The following is a 24,614-nucleotide window of genomic DNA, read 5'->3' on the forward strand; positions in this document are numbered from 1 at the left end:
CAGGTTGCAGGTTTTGTGCGGTTTATTTCAGTCCGACGCCGGACATGCGGCCGTACATCTCGGCCATGGCACCCTGCGTGAGCAACCACTTCTCAGCCTGTTTGTCCGCGCCCGTAAAATCGGTTTCGAACAGCCCGCGCCCGTCGCGCGCATGATCCCAGGCATAGTCCAGACTGCGCTGCACGGCATCGACATAGGCGGCATTGCCGTCGATGCCATAGAGTTCGACGAGCCCGCGCACCATCACGGCCGAGAACCACACGTTGCCCTTGCGGATGATGCGGAATGCCTCACCGTCCGCGGGCGTGAATTCCTCGAAGAAATAGTCGTAGCATGCGGCGGCCGTGCGCTGCGCGTCTTTCAGGTAGCTTTCATCGCCCGTAGCCTTGTAAAGCAGCGCCCCCGCCTGTACCATCTGGCCGCTGTTGTAGGCAAACTTCGCACGGCCGATATTGCCGTCGAGCGACACGTTATCGAAATAGAGCCCGTCCCCGGTGTCGAGCAGGTGCTCCTTTGTCCAGGCATAGAGCCCTTTGCCCTGCTCGAGGTAGCGGCCGTCGCCCGTCGCGGCATAGAGTTTCAGCGCATAAACCGTTCCCGGAGCATTGGAGCAGGTATTCTTCGAATGTTTCTTCTGTTCGCACCAGTAGATACCACCGCCCAGCACGTCATCCGTGCCGCTCTCGATGAATTTCCAGATCATCTCGGCCTGGGCGAGGTATTTCTTGTCGCCCGTAGCCTCGTAGATATCGCAGAAGTCGATGCCCAGCCACACGTTGTCGTCGTAGAAACGATCCGACGCCGGAGCCGTATTGATATAGGAGGCATAAGCCGCCGGCATCCGCGTCGTGTCGAGGTACTCGGCCAACCCCGGCAGCACGCGGCCGTCGAGCACGCTGCGATAGGAGGCATCCTCCTCGAGGATCGTATTTACAGCCGAGAGCGTTCCCGAGAAGGGCCACAGGTAGGAATAGGGATTCGGACGCGCCTGGTCTTCGGAGGCGAGATAACCCGCCTTGTAATCGGCATTGAACGGATAGTTTTCGCGCAAGAGGCAGCGGTCGGCGACGCCATACGAGGCATAGACCGAATCGAGCGTAGCCTTGGCACGCTCGAGGTTGCGGGCCTGGCTCGGCGACGTCCGGTCACAGGCGGCAAAAGCACATGCGGCAACTGTCGCAGCGGTGAGGAGGAGTGTTTTCTTCATTATCTGTTATCGGTTATTCGTTGGGTATCGGGGTGGTATACCGCGCCTGCTTCGTACGGAGGGCCTTGTTGATCCCCTCGACGACCATCGGCTCCATGAGCGTGTAGCCGTACAGGGTCGGATGGCAGCCGTCTCGGGAGATCCGGGCGTCCAGGCCGCCGGAGCCGTTGTCCAGCGCCGCATGGTAATCCACATAGGGGATCTTATGTTCGGCGGCGTACCGTTTCAGCATCGTATTGAGCTCCGCGACGGCTGCCGCAGGTTTGATCTCGGGACGCCACGAAAACCGGTCGCAGGGCAGCACCGAGCAGAGCACCACGCGGATTCCGTTGAATTTAGCCAGTTCGCACATCGAGACGATGTTGCCGAAGACGTTTTCGAGTTTGATGGCGCCGTTGTTCTGAGCGATGTCGTTGATACCGGCAAGGATCACCACGGCCTTCGGGTTCAGGTCGATGACGTCGCGGCGGAAACGCGCGAGCATCTCGGCGGTCGTCTGGCCGCTGATACCCCGGTCGACGAAGCCGTTGCGGGCGAAGAAGTCGGGATCGGCCCCGATCCAGTTATCCGTGATGGAATTACCCATGAAGACCACTTCGACGGGTTCACCCGTCAGGGCGGCATTCTGCTGTTCGTAACGCCCGTACTGCGCCCAGTCGCGGGGTTGCTGGGCAAAGAGGGAAAACGCCGCGAAAACAGACAGCGACAGGAGTACGATTTTTTTCATAAAGCAATAAGGTTTTTAGGTTTTTCGCTAACAAAATTAGGAAACCCGGAACGATCGGCAGTCCGTATCCATGAAGAAATAGTACACATCCGTGCCAAACACAAAATATTCCGGTTTTTGCCACCTCCCACCGCCGGGACAGAGGCTCCAGAGGGGATTTCCCGGGGACAAAGATACGAAATATGTCTGTTTTCATGCCCAAAATGGCAATGGTTAGTCTGTTTTTACGAAAAAATTTGCATAAATTTGCACAACCAACATAAAATTTCCACAAACCGCAACCCTCCATGAAACGAATAATCTACCTGGTCTGTATACACCTGCTGTGCTGTGCGGCAGCACAAGCCAGCAACCTGCGGCAGATATCGAGCCGCGAAGGCATATCGAACAATGCCATCCTCTCGCTGGCACAGGATAAACACGGGTTCATCTGGGTCGGTTCGTGCGACGGGCTGAACATGTGGGACGGCGAACGCATGCGCCTCTTCCCGAACGACTGGGGCGAATATACCCCCCTGTCGGGCAACCTCATCGAGGAGATCGCCGTGACGACGGACTCGCTTTTCTGGATACGCACGAACTACGGGCTCGACCTGTTCGATCCGGACAGCAAGCACGTCGAACCGCACACCTGTTTCCAGGGTATGTACCGGGTCGTCACCCGCAGCAGCGACGAGGTGATCGTCATCACACAGGACAACAAATTCAGCTACTACGACCGCACGCGCCATGAATTCGCCCCCACAAGGCCGATGCAGCAAGGGCGGTATGCCGACATCCTGGAGATGGTGCTCGACGACGAGGGCAACCTGTGGAGCTTTTCACGCAAGGGTATTTTCTGTATGCCGGTGAAAATTCCCGCCGACGGGCAGGGGGACATCCAGTTCGGGGAAACACAACAGATAGCCCTGCCTTCGCTCCCGGAATTCGCGTTCCGCGAAGGGGACAGGGTTTATTTCATCGACCGGAACCATGTGTTCTACGAGTTCGACATCAAAAGCCGTCAGATCATATATATAAAGGATATGCGTGAGGAGCTGGCCGCCATGGGACAGGTGTCGCGCATCATCAGCGACGGGAACGATTACCTCGTGTCGTTCAGCACCAACGGCGTCATCCGCCTGAAAACCACCCCGCAGAACAGTGTAAAATACGCAACTGAACATATCAACATCACCTGCGGCGTCATGACACTGCTGCGCGATGCCCGGCAGGAAATCGTATGGATCGGCACCGACGGGCAGGGACTTTACCAGCACACACGCAACGCGGTGGCTTTCCGTTCGATCACCTTCAACGACCTGCCCTACAACCTTTCGAAACCAGTGCGTGCGCTCTACATCGACCACGAACGCAGCCTGTGGGTGGGCACCAAAGGCGAAGGATTGCTGCGTATCCCCAATTTCTACCACCGAAAAACCTTCGACGCATCCCATGTCGAACAGATTACCACGGCCAACAGCGAGCTGCTGGACAACTCGGTCTACACTTTCGCCGCAAGCAGCCGCAACCTGCTGTGGATCGGCACCGACGGCGACGGGCTGAACTACTACTCCTATGCCGACCGGAGGATCCACCGCCTCGGCGTCCCCGAGGAGATGCGGTTCATCCACACGCTGCGCGAGACGGCGCCGGACACCCTGTGGGTGGCTTCGGTAGGCTGCGGTATATTCCGCATCACGCTCGGCGGATCGCAGACCCATCCTGAAATCCGCGAGGTCAAGCGGCTCCACTTCAACGAGGAACTGGAGGTCAAAAAATTCTTCTTCGCCCTCTACGAGCAGAACGATTCGATCATGTGGTTCGGCAACCGCGGAGGCGGGGCCGTACGCTACAACACGCATACGAATACGCACCAGATCGCCAAATTCGACCACAACCGCAGCGCCATCGTCAACGACATCTTCACGATCCACCAGACCCAGGACAAGAGCCTCTGGTTCGGCACGAGCGGCGGACTGATACAGGTCGCCCGCGACACGACGCTCATCCCGGGCATCACCAACACCGTGCACGGCATCCTCGACGACCGCAACGGCGACCTCTGGCTGAGCACCAACCGCGGACTGGTGCAGTATACACCCCACACGGGTAACGTAGTGACCTACGGATACTCCTACGGCCTGAATACCATCGAATACAGCGACGGGGCCTACTTCACCGATCCGCAGACAGGGCTGCTCTTCTTCGGCGGCATCAACGGGCTGGTTACCGTCGAACAGACCGGCTTCGAGGAACAGTCGTTCAACCCGCCGATCCTCTTCCGCGACGTGCGCCTCAACGACGGAGTGCACAACATCGGCAACCTGCTCTCCGACAAGGACGCGCTGACGCTGCGGCACGGACAGCGCATCTACGAGATCACGGTATCGGCACTCGACTACGTCAACGGCAGCAACTACACCTATTACACGCGGCTGGACGGGTTCAGCGACCAATGGACGAGCACTTCGTCGAAGCTGTCCTTCGCCGACCTGCCGCCCGGCACCTACCGGCTCGACGTGCGCTACCGCAACAACATCACCGGGGCCACAAGTCCAGTCTACTCACTGGAAATACGCCTCAAACCGGCCTGGTACGCCACATTTCTGGCAAAGCTGCTCTACATGCTGCTGGCGCTGGCCGCCGTCACCATGACCCTGCGCTATTACCTGCTCCGTTATCGGCAACGCAAGGCCGAACAACTGCAACGCCTCGAAAGCCGGCGCAAAGAGGAGGTCTACGAATCGAAAATGCGATTTTTCTCGAACATCACACAGGAGTTGTCCATGCCGCTGACGATGATCTCGGGGCCCTGCCAGCAGATCATTACCTACCGTAAATCGGACTCCTATATCCTCAAATACGCACAGACCATCCGGCAGAACGTGTCGAAGCTCCACGACCTGATCTACATGCTCCACGAGTTCCGCGGTATCCGCACCTCGCAAAACGATGAGAATGAAAACATCGAGCTGGTACCCGTGGCCGAAATCGCCCAGGGAATCGCGGAGACCTTCAGCGAATATTCCGAGCAGAACAGCATCCACTGCAAGCTGGACATCGAGCGCAACCTGGCATGGCCGAGCGACCGAGAAGGACTTTCGACGATCCTCAACACATTGTTGTCCAACGCATTCAAGCACACACCCTACAACGGTTCGGTGAACCTGACAATCCGCAACGACGACGGGGAACTGTTCATATCGGCCGCGAACGACAGCATCGGGGTCAACCTCGACGACATCGAGGCCATTTTCGACCGTTACCGCGTGCTGGATTATTTCGAGCGCAAGAGCGAACGGGGGCTTTCGTTCCAGGGCGACCTGCGGCTGGCGATCTGCCACAGCATCGTGACCCGCATGCACGGCCAGATCACGGTCGAAAGCACCCCCAATGCCCAGACGACGTTCACCGTGCGGCTGCCGCGGCTGAAAGTAACCGCCGAGAACACGTCCGTGAACGACAACATCGTGCCGATCGACACGAACTACGGGCTGCCGCTGCCGACCGTCACGCAACGCGAATTCACGTTCGACAAAAACCGCCGGACGATGTTCGTGGTCAACGACGATTCGGAGATCATGAATTTCGTGGCTGAGCTGTTCGCCCCGGATTACAATATCAAAATGCCCGACGGCCTGAACGCGATGATCGAACTGCTCAAACAGATGCACCCCGACATCATCATCTGCGATGCGCTCTCGGAGAAATCGGACTGCCTGTCGCTCATCAAGTTCATCAAGGAGGGCAAGCTGACCTCGCATATCCCGGTGATTCTGCTCTCGACGGCACAGCAGGTCGACGAACGCATCAAAGGCGTAGAATCCGGCGCCGACATCTGCCTGACGCTGCCCTTCAACGTCGAATACCTGAAGGCCGTGACCGAGCAGCTGCTCAAACGCAACCGCTCGCTCAAGGACTATTACAAATCGTCGATCAGCGCCTTCGAACTCTCCGACGGCAAGATGCTCCACCAGGACGACAAGGAGTTCATCGACAAGATGCTGAAGATCATCAACGACAACATTTCCAACACGGAAATCTCTACGAAATTCATCGCCGACGAGATGGGTGTCAGCATCCGCAACCTCTACCGCCGCCTGGAAGGCATCCTGAACCAGACCCCGACCACCATCATCAAGGAGTACCGGCTGGCCAAGGCCGAGCAGCTGCTCACCTCGACCAAGCTCTCCATCGACGAGATCATTTACAAGGCGGGGTTCGTCAACCGGGGCACATTCTTCAAGTGCTTTGCCGCCAAATACGGCTGCACCCCCAAGGTATACCGCAAGGAGAAGCTCTCCCAGATCAAACAGGAGGTCGACGAAGTGCCCGAAGAGCCACAGGATAAGGCATAGGCAATGTTACCGGCAATGCCGGAATCTCTGCCCGACCGGAGACGGCGTTCCCTTCCGTCAACCCACCAACAAACTCAAGCCCGGCTATTGATGCAGCCGGGCCTGAATCCCTAATTATACCACTTAAAAACTTGTAACTGTCCCATCCCGACGGAAAAACAATTGCCCGGAACTTTCGAGTTAATGCAAAATTACACATTTCCGGGTTTCGGCAAGTATCAATTCATGCAATATAAGTACAATTCAAGCCACACCCCTGAAAAAAGCAGGGCGGGACACCGGAATGTCCCGCCCTGCGGAGCGATTTGCCGCTGCGGCCGTTTAGATCGCACCCGCGATCAGGAACACGGCAGCCACCGTAAGGATGGCGTACAACTCGGGGAATGCCGCGAGGATAAGCGTCTTACCCATCACGTCGTGGCCGTTGCCGATTGCGGCGATACCGTTGGCACACACCTTCGACTGGTAGTATGACGAAGCGAGGCAGACCAGACCCGTCAGCAGACCGGCGCCGAAGATGGCGGCCCCCTGCAACAACGTCATCGAATCCGTAAGGAATCCTTTGATGATGAAGTAACCCACGAAACCGTAAAGGCCCTGCGAACCGGGGATAGCCGACAGGATCATGTAGCTACCGAAAGCCCCTCCGTTTTTCTTCATGGCGCCTACCGATGCCATACCGGCGATCGAAGTACCGATACAGCTCGCTACGCCCGAAAGGCCTACCATCAGCGCTACGCCGAGATAGCCCAAAATAATTGCAGTTGTTGATTCCATAATTTTAATTTGTTTTAGTTGTTATTTGTTTTCCGAATTATCTATTTTCTGCAAGGGCTCGAACGAACGCATCGACATTTCGAAGCCCGCGTTTTTGTAGAACTCGACGAACGTCAGACGCATCGGGTGCACGAACGACGAAATGGTCGACATGAAGAGGTTGATGCCGTGGCCGATCAGCAGAATCGGGATCATGATCAGCAGCCGCACGATGATGCCCGAACCTTCGGGCACGAACCCGGCGGCAAGCGCATTGAACACCGTGGCGAGGATACCGCCCGAGAGGCCGATGGCGAACAGACGGATATATGACAACACGTCGGAGAGGATACCCGTAAGGTTATTATAGGTATCCCACAATCCCAGCCCAAAATTCAGCAGCGGGTTCTTGCCCGGCGAATTGAAGAACAGCATCAGCACCGCACCCATGCCGAGCGTCGCATAGAACGCGGGCGAGGAGGTGGTGTAGAACGGGATCACCCACCCGGGGTTGAGCATCGGCAGTCCGGCGGCAAGGCTCCCGCCCAAAATGACCAGCAGCCACCCCAGCGAACCGAGCGAATAGCGGAACCCGACGGTGGAGGAGATCATGACGATCTTGAGCACCATGCCGAACATGATCTGCACGAGGCCGATGGCCAGCGCGATCGAGAAGAACTGGCCCTGGAAATCGAAGAAATGGATCGACGGGAACCATTCCGACATGCTGATGCCGAAGAACGAACCGCACAGCAGCCCGAAGAGGATCGTCGACACGCCGCACAAGGTGGCGAACCACGCGGCCTGGCGCATCATGCCGGGCTTGCGGTTCTTGGAGAGCATCCAGGCTCCCAGCAGCGCCAGGATGGCACCGTAGCCGGCGTCGTTCAGGCAGATGCCGAAGAAAAGCACGTAGAACGGTGCGAAGAACGGCGTGAGATCCATCGTGCCGTATTTCGGCCGGGCATACATGTCGCCCACCAGTTCGAAAACGCGCGCGAACCGGTTATTCTTGAGCTTCACGGGCGTATCGTCCTCGGGCGTAGGGTCTCCCTTGAGATAAACGACATTGGGATACGCCTCCAGCAGGGCGTCGACCTTGTCGGAGGTCTCCTTCTCGGCCCAGCCCTCCATGACGACCAGCGTACCGTCGGCGGCCTGCTGCGCCGTGGCTTTCACGCGCACGCCCTGCAAGCGTTCCTTCAGCTGCGCAGCGTGTGCCGCGAGCAACTTCTCCGAAGCCGCCACGCGCGAGAATTCGGCGTCGAGAGCCCGCAATTCCTGCTTCGCCTCGGCGATACGGCGTTCCGCCTCGCGGACGTCCATCGAAGGAGCCTTCATCTCCTGCGCATCGAGCGTCACATCCTCGCCCGGGGCCGTCACGACGACGAAATAAGCCGTAGAATCGGTACGGTTGATCAGCGAAAGCGTATAGCGTTCCGACCATTCGGGCCCGAACTTGTCATAGTTGCTCTTCGGGGTGAAGAAATAGCGTAGCACGATGTCCTGCGAAGCCAGCGCCTTCGTACGCTCGGGCGAGAACTCGCCCCACGGCCGCAGCTCGTCGGCCGACTTCTCCAGGCGGGCGATCTCGGCGGCGAGCGCCGTGGCCTTCTGGTGTGCGGCGGCATAGTGCTCATAGGCCTCGGCACCCGAGGCGAAGGGTTTCGCACCGGCCTCGAAACGACCTTCCCCGGCACGGAAATTCCGCAGAAAGTCGGCGGCCTTCGTATGCCCCTCGATATCGAGCAGCAGTTGCCGGTCTTCCTCCGAAGGCTCCCAGCCCGTCGTCGTGATGTCGACAAGGCCCAGTTCGCGCAGCTTCTCGATAAAATCCTCACTTTGGGCCGCATAGAGCACAAAGTCGTATTTTGCCATTTTCGCTATCATAACATCGCGCCCTCCCCGGCCTGTTGCTGTTTGGTTTTCACGATCTTCTGGGCCGACTTGGAAAGGTTCTCCTCGTCTTCCATGAAGCGTTTGATCTTACGTATGGCGTCCTCGTACCCGGGTATCTGCACCTTTTCGTACAAGTTCACCTTCTGAGTGGTTTTACGGCGTGCGTGATCCAGCAACTCCATCTTGCGGTTATACACCTCGAATTCGATTCCCAGCTGCGCCATGCGCTTGAGGATATCGATTCCGTCGGCGAACCATACGGGCGACGAAAAGAGGTCGTAGGGCTTCTCCTCGAATTTCACGTCCTGCAAGACGGGTGTACGCACACCCGCGATCTTCTGTACCGAAAGTTCGACATCAGCGATGCGCAAGAGGTCACAATCAAACTCTCCCCAGAGCGATACCATGTAGTCGTACTCGGCCTTCAGGGCATCGAGCCGACGGCGGTAATCGCCCGCGGAGTCCTTCGCCTTCTTCACCTCGGAGCGCAGGGCCGACTCCTTACTTTTGATCGTAGGGAGCGCCTTCTGCCGCATTTTCAGCTGTTTGCCGAGGTCGCCGAGCGAGGTCTTGTTATATTGAAATTTGATTGCCATCGTGCCTTACGCTTCTTTCCAATACTTTTTGATGAGTTCCTCCTTGATCGCAACTTCCTCCTTGGAGAAATATTTGGCAAAGAGCCCCCATGCCGTGTCGAGCATCTCGGTGATGCCGATATTGACGTCGATCGAAAGGAGTTTCTCCGAATAGTCGAACGCGAATTTCAGCGTACGCTCGTCGTAGTCCGAGAGGTCGAAACCGTTCTCGAGCTTGGTCTTGGCATTGGCGGCATCGGCGTACAGACGCACGCAGGCGTTCATCACCTGCGGATGGTCTTCGCGGGTCTTCTTGCCGATCACGAGCTGCTTCAGACGCGAAAGCGAACGGAACGGGTCGACGATGACCTTGCCCGTGTCGGAATCGTTCCTCAGGAACAGCTGGCCTTCGGTGATGTAACCCGTGTTGTCGGGGATGGCGTGCGTGATGTCGCCGCCCGACAGGGTCGTCACGGCGATGATCGTGATCGAGCCGCCGTTGGGCAGCTGCACCGCCTTCTCGTAGATCTTGGCCAGGTCGGAGTAGAGCGAACCGGGCATCGAGTCCTTCGACGGGATCTGATCCATACGGTTCGACACGATGGCCAGCGCATCGGCATAGAGCGTCATGTCGGTCAGCAGGACAAGCACCTTCTCGCCCTTGTCCACCGCGAAGTACTCGGCGGCCGTAAGCGCCATGTCGGGGACGAGCAACCGCTCCACGGGCGGGTTCTCGGTCGTGTTGACGAACGACACGATACGGTCGAGCGCACCGGCATTCTCGAACACCGACTTGAAATAGAGGAAGTCGTCGTTGGAGAGTCCCATGCCGCCCAGGATGATCTTGTCGGCCTTGGCACGCAGCGCCACATTGGCCATTACGGCGTTATAGGGCTGGTCGGGGTCGGCGAAGAAAGGGATCTTCTGCCCCGTAACGATCGTGTTGTTCAGGTCGATACCGGCAATACCCGTGGCGATCAGCTCCGAAGGCTGGATACGGCGGAACGGGTTTACCGTCGGGCCGCCGATCTCGCGGGCTTCGCCCTCGACGATCTCACCGCCTTCGAGCGGTTCGCCGTAGGCGTTGAAGAAGCGTCCCGCGAGGTTGTCCGACACGCGCAGCTTGGGAGGTTCGCCGTGGAAGACCACTTCCGAGTCGGTAGCCAGCCCCTCGGTACCTGCGAAAACCTGCAACGTCACGTTCTCGCCCATGATTTTCACCACCTGCGCCAGCTTGCCGCCCACGGTGGCCAGCTCGTCGTTGCCGACGCCCTGCGCCCGCAGGGTCACGGTCGCCTTGGTGATGTTATCGATTTTGGTATATATTTTCTGAAAAGCTCGTGTTGTCATGGTCTAAAGCTTATTTTGTTTTTTCACTCACATACTCCTCGATCTGCTTCAGGTAGCCGTTGAACTTCTCCGACTGCCACTGCGAATAGTTCATCTGGCGGAAGAGGTTGATAAGACCCTTGAAGAACTGCGAGCACTCTTCGAAATCGGCGAAGGCGAAATCCTTCCGGCAGATGTCGAGCACCATTTTATACATCATCTTCTGGCGCTCGATCGGACAGTTGGCATCGATGTCGTCGAAAGCGTCCTGCTGGAGGATCACGAAGTCGATCAGCTCCGACTTCCAGAAACGTTCGTGGTACTCCACCGGCACGCCGTCGTCACCCAGGATGTTGATCTGGTCGTTGGCCTCCTTGCCGCGCTGCACGATGGTCTTGCCGGCATACACGAGGTCTACCCAGTCCTTCTCGATATGATCGTCGAGGTATTCGCGGATCTCGGGGTACTCGAGATATTTCGAGTAGGATTCCAGCGGGTCGATGGCCGGGTAGCGCTTCGAGTCGGCGCGCCCCTGCGAAAGGGCGTAGAAACAACGCGCCGCCTTCTTGGTGGATTCGGTCACCGGCTCCTTGAGGTTACCGCCCGCGGGCGACACCGTCCCAAGGAAGGTCACCGAACCGGTCTGGCCGTTGGTGAGTTTCACAAGGCCCGCACGCGAGTAGAAGTTCGAGATGATCGCCGAAAGATCCATCGGGAAGGCGTCCTGTCCGGGAAGCTCCTCCAGACGGTTCGACATCTCGCGCAGCGCCTGCGCCCAGCGCGACGTCGAGTCGGCCATCACGAGCACCTTGAGCCCCATGGCACGGTAGTATTCGCCGATCGCCATACCCGTATACACCGACGCCTCACGCGCCGCAACGGGCATGTTCGACGTATTGCAGACGATGATCGTACGCTCCATCAGGTTGTGCCCCGTCCGGGGGTCGATCAACTCGGGGAACTCCTTGAAAATCTCCACCACCTCGTTGGCACGCTCGCCGCACGCCACCATGATGATGATATCGGCATCGGCCTGCTTCGAAATAGCGTGCTGGAGCACCGTCTTGCCAGCGCCGAAAGGCCCGGGGATAAAACCCGTACCACCCTCGGCCATCGGATTGAAGGTGTCGATGGCACGGACGCCCGTCACCATCACACGCGAGGGGCGCGGCTTCTCGACGTAGCAGCGCACGGCCTGCTTGACCGGCCATTTCTGCACCATCGTGATCCCGTGCTCCCGGCCTTCGTCGTCGGTCACCACGGCGACCGTGTCCGTAACCTTGTATTTCCCGGCCGCAACGATGCTCTTGACCGTATAATTGCCGGTCATCGTGAAAGGCACCATGATCTTGTGGCTCACCCACTGCTCCTTGACCTCGCCCAGCCACGATGCGGCCGAGACCTTGTCGCCCGCCTTCGCCAGCGGGGCGAACTCCCATTCGGCCGAGAAATCGACCGGGTCGGTGATCGAACCGCGCGCGATGAACAGGCCGTCCATCTTTTCGAGGTCGTTCTGCAGACCGTCGTAGTTGCGCGACAAGAGGCCCGGAGCGAGCGTCACTTCGAGCATATGCCCCTCGAACTCGACCCTGTCGCCGATCTTCAGCCCCCGGGTGCTGTCAAAAACCTGGACATAGGCGCTGTCGCCTACGACCTTGATGACCTCGGCCATCATTTTGGTATCCCCCGTATACACGTAGCATATCTCGTTCTGGCCCACGGCTCCGTCGGCCTTGACGATTACGATATTGGAGATGATACCATTTACACGTCCTGTAGTTTTCATGAATTATCCTATTGTTTATTTTCTATCAGCCCTTTGCCATCCAGCTCGGCCATCAAACGCTCGAACATCTCGCGTCCGCGCACCGCATCGAGCTGCGTCCAGCGCGCCACGATGTTGACACGCGACAGGTACGACAGGATGGAATTAATGTCGAAATAGTCGAACGTCGCCAGTTCCACGGCTTCGTTCCAGCGGATCAGGTCGATCTTGTGCTCCTTCTCCACGAGGTTGGCCTCGTCGTTCACGGCAGCGATCACGGCGTCGATGTAGGGCAACTCGCCCCGCAGCCCGAAATCGGCAGCCGAGCTACGCTCCAACTGTTCGACCACGTCGCCCCCGCCGACGGTCACCTCCTCGACGGGCCGCCCCACCGCACGGGCCGTCACGGCGGCCGTCACATTGCGCAGGTTGCGGTCGAACTCCGACCATGCGCGCAGGAAACGGCTCCGGGAACGGCTGCAAGCCTCGTAGTAGGCTCCGAAGAGCGCACTCTCGAAGCGCCCGGCCGTATCGACCTCCTCGGCATCCTCGCCTTCGGGGTCGGCAAAGGCGCGCAATACGCGGGCTACGGGCGCCGGCAGGCGCCGGGGAGTCTTCACCTCCTCTTCCAGCTCCTCGCGTGTGAAGTTACCCAGCGGATTGTGCGCCGAGCGCCCCGCACGCAGCGAAGCGATATTCTCACAGTCGTAATAGCCGTACAACAGCCGCACCGCGTCGGCATCGACCCCGGCCACACCTTCGAGGATCTCCCCGACGATGGCCTTGGCATCGAAACCCTTGGTGTCGGCATCGAGCGAATACTCCTTCAGCCCGGCTACCAGACAATAATAATTCGTCGCGAACATAGCGTCACGCCTTAAAAAGCATGTCCGATACTTTCTCGCGCAGGTATTCGCCCAGCAAGGCGTCGAAATCGGCATCGGAGAACGAGATGTAGTAGCCGCCGTCCTTGGCACCTACCTTGAACCCGCTCTTCACCTCCTTCGAATAGCCCACTTCGATACCGGCGGCGAGCAGTTCCTGGGCGCTCTTGCCGAACGCCGCGTCGAGTTTAGTACGCTCCGCCTCGGGCAGCAGGGCTTTCAGTTCCACCTTGCCCGCATCGGCACCGTTCCAGTTCCTGGCCACGGCGAGCAGCATCTCCTTGATGAATGCGGGATCGAGCGCAGCCTCCTTCACCCCGGCCGCAGTGGCCTTGGCCACGATCATCGAAGCGATCTCCGACTTGATCTTCGCAGCGGCCTGCTTGCCCGCGAGTGCGATCTCGGTCATCGTGTTCTTCTCGACATCTTCGGCCTTGTCGCGGGCCTTCTTGACGATCTCCTCGGCCTGGGCACGGGCTTCGGCGACGATCTTCGCCGCCTCGTTCTTAGCCTCCCCGACCAGACGGTCGGCTTCGGCACGGCCTTTCTCCAGCCCCTCGTCGTAGAGCTTTTTGGTCAGCTCCTGAAGTTTGTTTTCCATAGTGTTATTTAGTTTTGATTATCGTTTTTCAAAATATGCACACAAATATATAAAAGATTATCAGAAAACTGAGGCACACTGCAATAATTTGTCCTTTTTTGACAAAATTCAAGAACAAAAAGAAGAAGTTTCGAAGCGAAATGAAGTGTCTTACGGCCGGGAAACCCGCCGCCCGCCGCAGGCTGCCCCGTAAAAGCCCACCGGCGCCGTAAAAAAAACGGACGGCCCCGCGGGAAGGCGGCAGCCCCACAAAAAACGGACGCCGCTCACGCGGCATCCGCCTTATCGGGTTCGCACAGGGGTCACTGGTGCTGGGGACGCAGCAAATCCTGCACGACTTTCACGGGCGAGAAGGTCGTGATGGGCACATCCACGAAGATGGTATTCCACCGCGACATCGTGCCGTTCCACAAACCGGGCAATTCCTGGGCACGCAATTCGCGGCCACCGCTCGATTTGGACGAGATGAAGCCCGTCGCAGGGTCGGTATAACGCCGCAGGTCGAACTTGCGCCCCTTCGAATCCCGGACGCCGCACACGAGGTCTACGGGATTGAAATGCGTCGCGGCCTTCATCAGCGGCTGGTCGGCAGGTGCGATCTGGCTCGACTCGGCGATCTGGAGCGACTGCGTGCCGTCGGCGTTCGAAGCCCAGAACGGGCCGCCTCCCGGTTCGCCTTCGTTGCGAACCATGCCGCAGACACGGATCGGACGGTCGAGCACGGCGCGCAACAGGGCCGAATCGTAGTCTGCGGGCAGTTTGACGCACAAGCGCTGTTCAATGAACTCCACGATCGGCTCCAGCTCGGCACCGCCCACCTCGAGCGCTTTGAGATACTCGAAAGCCCGATCCTGCAAATCCAGCAGGATGCCGGCCAATACCTTTTTATAGCGGATCGTATCGCCGCGCCGCGCATCGGTCGTCACGTTGTCGATGTTCTTGATGAACACCAGGTCGGCGTCGATTTCGTTCAGGTTCTCGACCAGCGCGCCGTGCCCCGCCGGACGGAACAGCAGCGTGCCGTCGTCCTGCCGGAAAGGGGTGTTGTCGGGATTGACGGCAATCGTATCGGTCGAAGGTTTCTGCACAGAGAACGAGATGTCGTAACGGATGCCGAAACGCTGTTCGTACACGGGTACCTTTTCCGCCAGGAGGGTTTCGAAGCCCGCGATGTGCTCGGGCGACACGGTGAAATGGATCCGGGCCACGCCTCTGGCCGCGGCATAGACCGCGCCCTCCACCAGGTGCTCCTCGACCGCCTTGCGCGCCCCTTCGGGATAGGCATGGAAGGTCACCAGCCCCTTGGGCTTCTGCCCGTAGCCGAGCCCGTCCTTTACGATGGCACGCACGGTTGCCTTGTCGTCGGCATCGGGCGGCAGCACGGCCTTGAGTTCCGGCCAGAAGGCGAAGCGCCCGATATTGTCCAGCAACGTGTCGATGCCCTTGCCGCGCTTACCCTCGTTGACGAACTCGAACAGTTCCTTGAACATACGGGTCGCTGCACCCGAAGCTGGCACGAATTTCACGATATCCAGACGGTCGGCTTCGCTTTCGTAACGCGCCACGGCGGCGGCAGCCTCCGCGTCGCCCACGACCATCACCCCGTCGCCGGGCGATGCGGCGCGCACAACCTTCAGGAAGGGGAACCCGCGGCGGAAATTCTCCAGCTGGCGCTCGACCGCATCGGGGGTCAGCCCGTGTTTTTCGATCTGCTGTAAATCTTTTTCGGTAAACATGGTTCTATCGTCTTTAGTTTTTCGTCGGATCGGAATTATCTTCAAAGATAACGAAATAATTTCTAACTTTGCACATCATGATCCGAGAATTTCACCAAACCAGCCTGCGCGGACGCAACAGTTTCGGCGTCGAGCAGCACGCCGCCCGGCTCGCCGAATTCGAGACCGAGGAGGATCTGCACGCGATTTTCGGCGGCGGAATCCCCGACCGCTGGAGCGTCCTGAGCGGCGGCAACAACATACTTTTTACACGGGACTACGACGGGCTGCTGCTGACCCCCGTCTCGCAGCGGATCGTCCTGCTCGGCGAAGAAGAGAACACGGTACACGTGCGCGCCGACGCCGGGGTCGAATGGGACGACCTGGTGGAGTGGGCCGTACAGCGCGGATTGTGGGGGCTCGAAAACCTCTCGCTGATCCCGGGCAAGGCCGGGGCGGCGCCCGTGCAGAACATCGGCGCCTACGGTTGCGAGGCAAAGGACGCGATCGAGCGGGTACACATGTTCTGTGTGGAAAACGGCAAATGCATGACGCTCGACGCCGCGCACTGCTGTTTCGGTTACCGCGAAAGCATCTTCAAGCACGACCTGCGGGGACGTGTCGTCATCACGGCGGTCGACATCCGCCTTTCGCGTACGCCGCAACCCCGGCTGGGGTACGGCGACGTGGAGCGTGAGGTCGAGGCCCGCGGCGGCACGACGCTGCGCAACATCCGCGAAGCGATCTGCGCCATCCGCCGTGCCAAACTACCCGACCCGAAGGTGACGGGCAATGCGGGGAGCTTCTTCAAAAACCCGGTCGTCGATGAATCCGTGGCGCAACAATTGCGGGCCAGCTGGCCCGACATGCCGCTCTACCCCGCCGCCCTTTCGGGCAAGGCCAAACTCGCCGCCGGGTGGCTCATCGACAAGGCGGGGCTGAAAGGCTGCCGAAGCGGACGGGTCGGCATCCATGAACGACAGGCACTGGTATTGGTGAACCTGGGAGGCGCCACGGGCGGCGAGATACTCGATTTCGCCCGTATGGTACAGGCCCGCGTACACGAAAAGTTCGGCATAGAGATAGACACCGAAGTCAACATATTGTAATATGGCACTTTTAGAGGCTTTCCAGAGGTATGTCGCCGAGAATGACCTGGCGACGCACGACGACCGCATCCTGCTGACCGTTTCGGGGGGCGTGGATTCGATGGTCATGCTGTCGCTTTTCACCCGCAGCGGCTATTCGGTGGGCGTGGCGCACTGCAATTTCCAGCTGCGGGGCACCGAGAGCGAAGAGGACGAGGTGCTGGTGGAAGAGGAAGCGAAGAAGTACGGCGTGGAGTTTTACAACAAGCGGTTCGAAACCACGGCCGAAATGGAACGCACGGGCGAGTCGATGGAAATGGCGGCACGGCGCCTGCGCTATGCGTGGTTCGACACCCTGAGCCGCGGTCAGGGCTACACGGCCGTGGCGATCGCCCACCATGCCGACGACTCGATCGAGACGTTCTTCATCAACCTGCTGCGCGGCACGGGGCTGCGCGGGCTGACGGGCATCTCGACGCAGGTGGGCAGGATCATCCGTCCGCTGATGTTCGCCTCGCGCAAGGAGATCCTCGAATATGCCGTAGCCAACCGCATCCCGTTCCGCGAGGATTCGTCGAACCGCTCGACCAAATACCTGCGCAACAAGATCCGGCTCGGACTGATACCCCGCATCCGGGAGATCAACCCCAAGTTCACGAGCCTCATGAGCCGCAACCTGGCACGTCTGACCGATGCCCAGCTGTTCATCAACCACGGCATCGAACGTATCCGCGGCGAGGCGGTGACTTCGGCGGACGGGTTCGACACGATCCACCTCGACCGCATCGACCCGGCATTCCCGCAGGAGTTCGTGATTTATGAACTGCTGAGTTCGGCCTACGGGTTCAAGGGTGACGTCATCGACTCGCTCTGCCATTCGCTCCGGCACGATATGACGGGGCGACGCTTCTACTCGCGCGAACGGGTGGCCTACGTCGACCGCGGCAAGATCGTCGTGGCGCCGATCACCCCCGACGACGCCTGCATGACGCAGGTGGAAAGGGGTGCACAGCGGAGCTACTGCGGCAATTCGGTGCTCTACTTCGAATATACGGACATCGACACGATCAAGAATTTCGGCGTGCCGGAGCATATCGCCCAGGTCGACGCCGACCGCTTGCAATTCCCGCTCACGCTGCGCCGCTGGCGCGAAGGCGACTCCTTCGTGCCGTTCGGCATGACGGGGCGCAAGAAAGTGAGCGATTTTTTGATCGACGCCAAGGTCTCGATGGCCGAAAAACAACGGCAGTTCGTACTGCTGTCGGGCGGCGAGATCGTATGGCTCGTCGGCCGCCGCATCGACGACCGCTACCGCCTGACGCCCAACACGGAGAACGTGCTGCGTATCACCAAAGAAATCGTCTGACATGGCTAAAAGCGCACTGAAATTCAAGGATTCCGTCGCCGCATATGAACAACTCGCCGGCCAGATCGCCGCACGGCGGTTTGTCCCCATCTACCTGCTCATGGGCGAAGAGAGCTACTTCATCGACGCCATCGCCGAGCAGATAGCCACGACCGTGCTGGGCGAAGCCGAACGGGCTTTCAACCAGCTCACCGTCTACGGCAGGGACTCCGAGGCGGGGCAGGTCATCAACCTCTGCCGCCAGATGCCGATGATGGGATCCTACCAGGTCGTCATCCTCAAGGAGGCGCAGCAGCTGCGCGGACTGGACAAGCTCTCGCTCTACACCCAGAAGCCGTCGCCGACGACGATCCTCGTAATCTGCCACAAGGAGAAAAACGCCGACAGGCGTTCGGCCTTCTACAAGGGTTGCGCCGCCAACGGCGCGGTGCTCGAGTCGGTGCGCCCGCGCGACTACGAGATCGCCTCGTGGCTCCAGCAATTCATCGCCGGAAAAGGGTTGGCCATTGACACGAAGGCGCTGTCGATGCTGACCGACCACCTGGGCACCGACATTTCGAAAATCTCGAACGAACTGGGCAAACTGGTCGTCTCGCTGCCCGAAGGCACGAAGCGCATCACCGACGCCGACATCGAGGCCAACATCGGCATCTCGAAGGACTACAACAACTTCGAGCTGTGCAAGGCCGTAGCGACCCGGGACATGGCGCGGGCGCTGATGATCGCCGAGCATTTCGCCCGCAACCCCAAGGACAACCCGCTGCTGGTCACCGTACTGGCGCTTTTCGGGCAGTTCAAGGAGCTCTTCGTCGTGAACTACCTCCGCTGGCTCTCGCGGCACAAGGGAACCGCATTCCCGCCCGACACGGAGCTGATGCGCATCCTCAAGAAGAGCAACGTCTATGTCATCGGCGAGATCAAGCAGAACGCCGCCAACTGGGACAACCGCAAGGTATTCAACATCCTCGGCCTGCTGCGCGAATACGACGCCAAGAGCAAGGGCATGAACGCCGGAGGTGCATCGGACGGCGAACTGCTGCGCGAACTGCTGCTCAAAATCTTCATGCTCTGATGCGGGAAGTCTACCTATACCAGACCGTACATGTCCTCGACGGAGAGTGCCTCTGCCTGCGGGAACACCTGGCCGTACTCGACCGCTGGTCGCGCACGCTCTTCGGGTGCCCGGGGCCACAGGACGCCCGGGAGGTCGGGACGGCCGTCGCGGCGGTGGTCGGACGGGAAGCCCCCGGCAGCGACCGTTCGAAATTCGTGCGGCTCGTCCTGCCGGCATCGGGCTCCCTGCGGCTGGAATTCGAAGGCGTTTCGCTCTACCGCGGCTACGACCTGCGCAGCCTGATGCCCGAAGCCGTGACGCTGCAATACGAACCGCCGCTGTTCGACGCCCCCACCTCGGCACGCGAGGCTGCCGTAGAGCTGGCACGGCAATATGCCGGGTTGCAGGGTGCGAGCGTCGCCGTACGCTGCGACCGCAACGGGACTCTCATGGCGGCCGACGAAGCGGCGCTGTTCGCCATCCGGGGCAAGCGGGTCTACGTCCCGCCGGGCGAAGCGAGCATCGGGCGCAGCCTTGCAGTCAGGAGCATCCGCGCCGCCGGGCTGGAACTCATCGAAGCGCCCGTCGGGCGTGACGAACTGCCGCGCATGGACGAACTTTTCTTCATCGACCACCGGGGCGTCACCGCCCTTTCCCGCTGCGACGGGCAGCCCTACATGGCTATCCTGGCCGAACGCATCGCCGGGGCGCTCCGCGGGCTGTTTCCGAATATGTAGAAACCCACCCGGGAGGTCACGCGCTATCTTCGCCGCAAAACCCGGAAACCATGAAAAAATACCTTTTCCTTTACGCCGTCCTCACAACGGCGCTGCTGGCATACGGCTATACCCGTTACCGCCACGAAACCCGCCGCCTCACACAGAACCAGAATGCCCTGGCCTCGGGCATCGAACACTACCGCACCCGGCTGGGACAGGAGGCAGCCTCGGTGCAGGCATTGCGTCTGCGCTGCGCCGAATTCGAACGCCTCCGCGCCGGGGATGCCGACACCATCCGCCGCCTCGGCATCAGGCTCCGGAGGCTGGAAGCCGTCGCCAAAACAGTCACCGCCACGAGCGTCGACCTGCGCGCGCCCGTCCGCGACACCGTCGTCCTGCTCCGCCGGGACACGCTCCGAATCCGCGACACCCTGAAACTGTTCCGCTGGCGCGACGCCTGGGTTACGGTCGAAGGGCGTATCCGCACCGACTCGGTCGCCTGCCGCGTGGAGAGCACCGACACCCTGCGGCAGGTCGTGCACCGCGTCCCGCGGCGCTTCCTCTTCATCCGCTGGGGCACGAAGGCCCTGCGCCAGGAGATCGTATCGTCGAATCCGCATACGCGGATCATTTATTCGGACTATGTAAAGTTCGAACGGTAAATTAATTCGCATTTTTTAATCCGGTATTCCCAAATATTATTACCTTTGTCCGATATGGAAAGGTCTGCTATTTTCCCCGGGTCGTTCGACCCGTTCACCCGCGGCCATGCGGCATTGGTCGACGAGGCCCTCAACCTCTTCGACCGCGTAGTCATCGGCATCGGCAACAACACCTCGAAACAGGGTTTGCTGACCGTCGCCAACCGCAAACGGCTGATCGACGACCTCTATGCCGGGAATACGCGTGTCGAAGCCCGGATTTACACGGGGCTCACGGGCGAATTCGCCGAGGAGATGGGAGCCTGCGCCATTATCCGCGGCGTGCGGAACACAACCGACTTCGAATACGAACGCACGATGGAGGCCACCAACCACCGGATCTACCCCGACATCACGACCGTGATGCTGTTCACCCCGGCGCCCGTGGCCGACATTTCGTCGTCGACGGTACGCGAAGTGCTTTCGTTCGGCCGTTCGGTGGAAGAGTTCATGCCCGTGGGAGTAGATATTAACAAATACCTATAATTATTTTATGATGGAATTCACAGCCGAAATGATCGCCGGATTCCTGGGCGGTGAAATCGTCGGCAACAAAGAGGCGAAAGTACACACCGTATCTTCGATCGAGGAAGGCAAGGCCGGCTCGCTCAGCTATCTTACCAATCCCAAATACGAAGCCTATATTTACACTACCGGAGCGTCGGTCGTGCTGGTCAACCGCACGTTCGAACCCGCACAGCCGCTTTCGGCGACGCTCATCAAGGTCGACGACGCAGGCGCCTGCGTCCTGAAACTCCTCGAAATGTACAATGCCGCAAAACCCCGCCGCAGCGGCATAAGCCCGCTGGCCTCGGTCTGCGCCGAAGCCCAGGTGGGCGAAGGGTGCTACATAGGCGACTTCGCGGTCGTCGAAGCCGGCGTGAAGATCGGCAACGGATGCCAGATCTATCCGCAGGTATACCTCGGAACGGGCGTAAGTGTGGGAGAAGGCACGATCCTCTATCCGGGGGTCAAGGTCTACGAAGGCTGCCTTATCGGCCGCAACTGCATCCTGCACGCGGGCGCCGTGATCGGCGCCGACGGATTCGGATTCATGCCCAATGCCGCAGGCGGGTTCGACAAGATCCCCCAGTTGGGCAACGTCGTGATCGAAGACGACGTGGAGATCGGCGCCAATACCTGCATCGACCGCGCCAAAACCGATTCGACGGTCATCCGGCGGGGCGTGAAACTGGACAACCTGATCCAGATCGGCCACAACGTGCAGGTCGGCGAGAACACCGTCTCGTCGGCACAGACCGGCATCGCAGGCACCTCGAAGGTGGGCAGCAACTGCTTCCTCGCGGGGCAGGTGGGTATTGCCGACCATGTCAACATCGGCAACAACGTGAAGATCGGCTCGAAGAGCGGCCTGGACAAGGACGTGCCCGACGGCGAGATCCGCTTCGGCTACCCGGCGCTGCCCGGCATGCAGTACCACCGTTCGGCGACGGTCTTCAAACGGCTGCCCGAACTCGAAAAACGCGTGAACGAGCTGGAGAAGCAACTCGCAGCATCAAAAAAATAACCAATACCTTCGCATTATGAAAAAATTATTTCTATTCGCAACAGCCGCAGCCGTGCTGTGCAGTTGCAGCAACCAGCCCAAATACATCATCGACGGCGACATCGCCGGGCTCGAGGGAACGGTCTACCTGTACCAGGGCGACAGCCTGATCGACTCGGCAGCCGTCAAGGCCGGCAAGTTCCAGTTCCGGGGCAACGCCGGGGCGCCGGCCGTACATTACCTGCTCGACTCGCGCGAGGGACAGCCGCAGGCATTCGCCATGCAGTTCATCCTCGAACCGGGCAATATTTCGATCAAGAGCGACGCCGAGGACGCACAAGTCCGCCATACCACCGGAACGCCGGCCAACGACGCCAGCGACGCCTATTCGGCAGCCAGCCGCACCCTGATCAAGGAATACCGCGACCAGGCTACGACCGACGAACGCCGCGAGGCCATCGAAAAGGAGTTCGAGCAACTGACTCTTACGACAATCGACAACAACCGCGACAATTTCTTCGGCGTGGTACTGATGCCCAACCGGGCCTACGAACTTTCGGGACAGGAAACCCTGGACGAAATCGCCAAGTTCTCGCCCGAGATGCAGCAGACCAAGGAACTGACCGAGCTGAAAACCTCGGCCGAACAAAAGCTCAAGACCGACGTCGGCCAGCCCTACATCGACATCGTGCAGAACAACGCCGAAGGAGAGCCCGTATCGCTCAAGTCGGTGATCGACAACCCGGCCAACAAGTACACGCTCGTGGACTTCTGGGCTTCGTGGTGCGGCCCCTGCATGGGTGAGGTTCCCCACCTGAAGCAGACCTACGACAAGTTCCACAAAAAAGGCTTCGAAATCTACGGTGTCTCGTTCGACCGCGACCGCGACAAGTGGCTCGCCGCCGTCAAGGACAACGGCATGGAGTGGATTCATGTCAGCGAGCTGCAACGGTTTGACAACCAGGCTGCCAAAGACTATGCGGTACAGGGCATCCCGTCGAATTTCCTGATCGACGCCCAGGGCAAGATCGTAGCCAGAAACCTGCGCGGCGAAGACCTCTACAAGAAAGTGGAAGAGCTCCTCGGAAAGTAGCCCGTCCCGAATAAAAAGCCCCTCCGAGCCGCAAATGCCCCGGAGGGGCTTTTCGATAAAACCACCCCGTCCTATGAAAAAAACACTCCTTTTCGCATCGGCCGCAGTCCTGTTATGCGGTTGCGGCACCGGATCCAAATACGTCGTTGAAGGGCACATCGCCGGGCTCGAAGGCACCGTCTACATGTTCGAGGGCGACAGCCTGATCGACTCGGCCGTCGTCGAAGGCGGCAAGTTCCGCTTCGAAGGCCCGGCGGACATCACCGCCCGGCGCACCGTCACCGATTCCCGCGAAGGGGATGCACAGCGGTTCGGGACGATGTTTTTCCCCGAACCGGGGACAGTCTCGATCGAGGACAACCCCGACGCCCCGGCCGGGTCAACGCGTGTGACGGGCACTCCGGCAAACGATGCGAGCTCCGCTTTCCGGGCGTCGGCCATGACGCTGATGGATGAATACCACCGGGAGGGCACCTCCGAAGGACGTCGCCGGGAGATCGAAGACGAACTGGGCGGACTCCCCCGCAAAACGGCGGAAGCCAACCGCGACAATGCGTTCGGAATCATGGCCCTGGAAGGGATGGCCCCCACGCTTTCGGGCCAGGAGCTGCTCGACCGGATCGCCGAATTTTCGCCGGGGATGCAAAAGTCCCGGGAGTTAGCCGCGCTCAGGACGGTTGCGGCGCAACGTCTCAAGACCGACATCGGCCAGCCCTACATGAACATCATGCAGGGCGATGCCGACGGGCAGATCGTTACCCTGACCTCGGTGATCGACAACCCGGCCAACAAATACACGCTCGTGGACTTCTGGGCATCGTGGTGCGGCCCCTGCATGGAGGAGGTTCCCCATCTGAAGCAGGCTTACGACAAGTTCCACGGCCAGGGCTTCGAAATATACGGCGTATCGCTGGACAACGACAACGACAAATGGCTCGGCGCCATCCGCGAGCACGGCATGGGCTGGGTGCAGGTCAGCGACCTCAACGGCTTCGACAACCTCGCGGCGAAAGACTATGCCGTGCAAAGCATCCCGTCGAATTTCCTGATCGACGCCCAGGGCCGGATCGTCGCCAAGAACCTGCGCGGCGAAGACCTTTGCAGCAAAGTCGCCGAATTGCTCGCCGAGTAATCCGTCCTGCGCGGGGATACCCGTCCGCCTCCGCTCAGGGCCGCCGGAACGGTTCTTTGCAAAAAGCCGAAACGCCCCTGCCCGAAAACACGAGCACGGCCTTACGGACATCCATCGGCCCGAACACCATGCAACGCCGGAAATATATTCCAGCAT

Annotated in this window: 20 protein-coding genes; 10 read left to right on the plus strand and 10 right to left on the minus strand. The window is 59.7% G+C overall.

The genetic code is table 11. The annotated features are described in order from the left end of the window. Positions 1-22: 22 nt before the first annotated feature. Both B3C38_RS06470 and B3C38_RS06475 read right to left on the minus strand, forming a co-directional pair. Positions 23-1,207 carry a glycoside hydrolase family 76 protein gene (locus B3C38_RS06470; protein ID WP_022332866.1) on the minus strand — a complete coding sequence of 395 codons (1,185 nt, stop codon included), beginning with the start codon at positions 1,205-1,207 and terminating at the stop codon, positions 23-25. A gap of 13 nt (positions 1,208-1,220) precedes the next feature. After that, entirely contained in the window at positions 1,221-1,934 is a 714-nt protein-coding gene (locus B3C38_RS06475; RefSeq protein WP_117507054.1) for a GDSL-type esterase/lipase family protein, read from the minus strand. 287 nt (positions 1,935-2,221) lie between these two features. On the opposite strand from B3C38_RS06475, the gene B3C38_RS06480 reads away from it, so the two are divergent. Further along, positions 2,222-6,274: a two-component regulator propeller domain-containing protein gene (locus B3C38_RS06480; RefSeq protein WP_286726313.1), complete on the plus strand. Its 4,053-nt coding sequence runs from the start codon at positions 2,222-2,224 to the stop codon at positions 6,272-6,274. 321 nt (positions 6,275-6,595) lie between these two features. Here the strand turns inward: B3C38_RS06480 and B3C38_RS06485 are convergent, their stop codons facing one another. From B3C38_RS06485 to B3C38_RS06520, 8 genes are all read right to left on the minus strand, one after another. Then, the gene (locus B3C38_RS06485) at positions 6,596-7,051 is read right to left on the minus strand and encodes an ATP synthase subunit C (RefSeq protein WP_022332863.1); all 456 of its coding nucleotides are present in this window, start codon (positions 7,049-7,051) and stop codon (positions 6,596-6,598) included. 21 nt (positions 7,052-7,072) lie between these two features. Further along, positions 7,073-8,908 carry a V-type ATP synthase subunit I gene (locus B3C38_RS06490; protein ID WP_286726314.1) on the minus strand — a complete coding sequence of 612 codons (1,836 nt, stop codon included), beginning with the start codon at positions 8,906-8,908 and terminating at the stop codon, positions 7,073-7,075. An 8-nt stretch (positions 8,909-8,916) separates the two neighbouring features. Next, entirely contained in the window at positions 8,917-9,525 is a 609-nt protein-coding gene (locus B3C38_RS06495) for a V-type ATP synthase subunit D (protein WP_018694793.1), read from the minus strand. A 6-nt stretch (positions 9,526-9,531) separates the two neighbouring features. Continuing rightward, on the minus strand, positions 9,532-10,854 hold the full coding sequence (locus B3C38_RS06500) for a V-type ATP synthase subunit B (RefSeq protein WP_117507057.1): 1,323 nt from the start codon (positions 10,852-10,854) through the stop codon (positions 9,532-9,534). A gap of 10 nt (positions 10,855-10,864) precedes the next feature. Continuing rightward, positions 10,865-12,619, minus strand: a complete 1,755-nt coding sequence (locus B3C38_RS06505; RefSeq protein WP_055203486.1) for a V-type ATP synthase subunit A — start codon at positions 12,617-12,619, stop codon at positions 10,865-10,867. An 8-nt stretch (positions 12,620-12,627) separates the two neighbouring features. Continuing rightward, positions 12,628-13,464, minus strand: a complete 837-nt coding sequence (locus tag B3C38_RS06510) for a DUF2764 family protein (RefSeq protein WP_286726315.1) — start codon at positions 13,462-13,464, stop codon at positions 12,628-12,630. A 4-nt stretch (positions 13,465-13,468) separates the two neighbouring features. Further along, positions 13,469-14,083, minus strand: a complete 615-nt coding sequence (locus B3C38_RS06515) for a hypothetical protein (protein ID WP_117507060.1) — start codon at positions 14,081-14,083, stop codon at positions 13,469-13,471. 302 nt (positions 14,084-14,385) lie between these two features. After that, a complete protein-coding gene (locus tag B3C38_RS06520) occupies positions 14,386-15,819 on the minus strand; it encodes a DUF4301 family protein (protein WP_286726316.1) in 1,434 nt (477 codons plus the stop codon). Positions 15,820-15,896: 77 nt separating this feature from the next. On the opposite strand from B3C38_RS06520, the gene murB reads away from it, so the two are divergent. From murB to B3C38_RS06565, 9 genes are all read left to right on the plus strand, one after another. Further along, positions 15,897-16,907: a UDP-N-acetylmuramate dehydrogenase gene (gene murB, locus B3C38_RS06525; RefSeq protein WP_286726318.1), complete on the plus strand. Its 1,011-nt coding sequence runs from the start codon at positions 15,897-15,899 to the stop codon at positions 16,905-16,907. Between the two features lies 1 nt (position 16,908). After that, positions 16,909-18,252, plus strand: a complete 1,344-nt coding sequence (gene tilS, locus B3C38_RS06530) for a tRNA lysidine(34) synthetase TilS (RefSeq protein ID WP_286726319.1) — start codon at positions 16,909-16,911, stop codon at positions 18,250-18,252. Position 18,253: 1 nt separating this feature from the next. Then, complete coding sequence (holA, locus tag B3C38_RS06535) at positions 18,254-19,324, plus strand: DNA polymerase III subunit delta (RefSeq protein ID WP_276791873.1); 1,071 nt, start codon at positions 18,254-18,256, stop codon at positions 19,322-19,324. After that, a complete protein-coding gene (locus B3C38_RS06540) occupies positions 19,324-20,043 on the plus strand; it encodes an aminotransferase class IV (protein ID WP_286726320.1) in 720 nt (239 codons plus the stop codon). The genes holA and B3C38_RS06540 overlap by 1 nt, the downstream gene beginning before the upstream one ends. A 50-nt stretch (positions 20,044-20,093) precedes the next feature. Continuing rightward, a complete protein-coding gene (locus B3C38_RS06545) occupies positions 20,094-20,687 on the plus strand; it encodes a DUF6549 family protein (protein ID WP_022331959.1) in 594 nt (197 codons plus the stop codon). 54 nt (positions 20,688-20,741) lie between these two features. After that, positions 20,742-21,212, plus strand: a complete 471-nt coding sequence (coaD, locus tag B3C38_RS06550) for a pantetheine-phosphate adenylyltransferase (protein WP_022331958.1) — start codon at positions 20,742-20,744, stop codon at positions 21,210-21,212. Positions 21,213-21,219: 7 nt separating this feature from the next. Next, a complete protein-coding gene (gene lpxD / locus B3C38_RS06555; RefSeq protein WP_278808777.1) occupies positions 21,220-22,254 on the plus strand; it encodes a UDP-3-O-(3-hydroxymyristoyl)glucosamine N-acyltransferase in 1,035 nt (344 codons plus the stop codon). A gap of 16 nt (positions 22,255-22,270) precedes the next feature. After that, positions 22,271-23,326 carry a TlpA disulfide reductase family protein gene (locus B3C38_RS06560; RefSeq protein ID WP_237957370.1) on the plus strand — a complete coding sequence of 352 codons (1,056 nt, stop codon included), beginning with the start codon at positions 22,271-22,273 and terminating at the stop codon, positions 23,324-23,326. Positions 23,327-23,399: 73 nt separating this feature from the next. Next, entirely contained in the window at positions 23,400-24,458 is a 1,059-nt protein-coding gene (locus B3C38_RS06565) for a TlpA disulfide reductase family protein (protein WP_276791864.1), read from the plus strand. The last annotated feature ends 156 nt before the right edge of the window (positions 24,459-24,614 follow it).

Origin of the sequence: Alistipes sp. UBA1686, assembly GCF_002320215.1 — a bacterium.
GTDB lineage: Bacteria > Bacteroidota > Bacteroidia > Bacteroidales > Rikenellaceae > Alistipes > Alistipes onderdonkii.